Origin of the sequence: Pseudoalteromonas sp. SG45-5 (genome assembly GCF_014164085.1) — a bacterium.
Classification (GTDB): Bacteria; Pseudomonadota; Gammaproteobacteria; order Enterobacterales; family Alteromonadaceae; genus Pseudoalteromonas; species Pseudoalteromonas aliena.
In genome coordinates, this window is record NZ_JACJEM010000174.1 from 1 (window position 1) to 352 (window position 352).

General features: G+C 46.6%; 1 tRNA gene. It reads left to right on the forward strand.

Annotated elements, in window-relative coordinates:
- The first annotated feature begins 38 nt into the window (after positions 1-38).
- Positions 39-114 (forward strand) — tRNA-Glu (locus H5119_RS20160).
- The last annotated feature ends 238 nt before the right edge of the window (positions 115-352 follow it).

Sequence of the window (352 nt, forward strand, 5' to 3'; positions counted from 1 at the left end):
AGTCTAAAAATTCAGTTGTCCTAGTGACACATTTATGTGTCCCCATCGTCTAGAGGCCTAGGACACCGCCCTTTCACGGCGGTAACAGGGGTTCGAATCCCCTTGGGGACGCCACTTACTATTTTAAGTATTGTATAAAGCAGTGTGACACCGCACTCTCTATGCACGACTTTATCAAGAGCACTAATCTCTTGGGACGCCACTTACTTATTTTAATAGGGAAGTGCAGTGTTATTAAGAAAGCTCGCCTGAAACGAGTCTAAAAATTCAGTTGTCCTAGTGACACATTTATGTGTCCCCATCGTCTAGAGGCCTAGGACACCGCCCTTTCACGGCGGTAACAGGGGTTCGA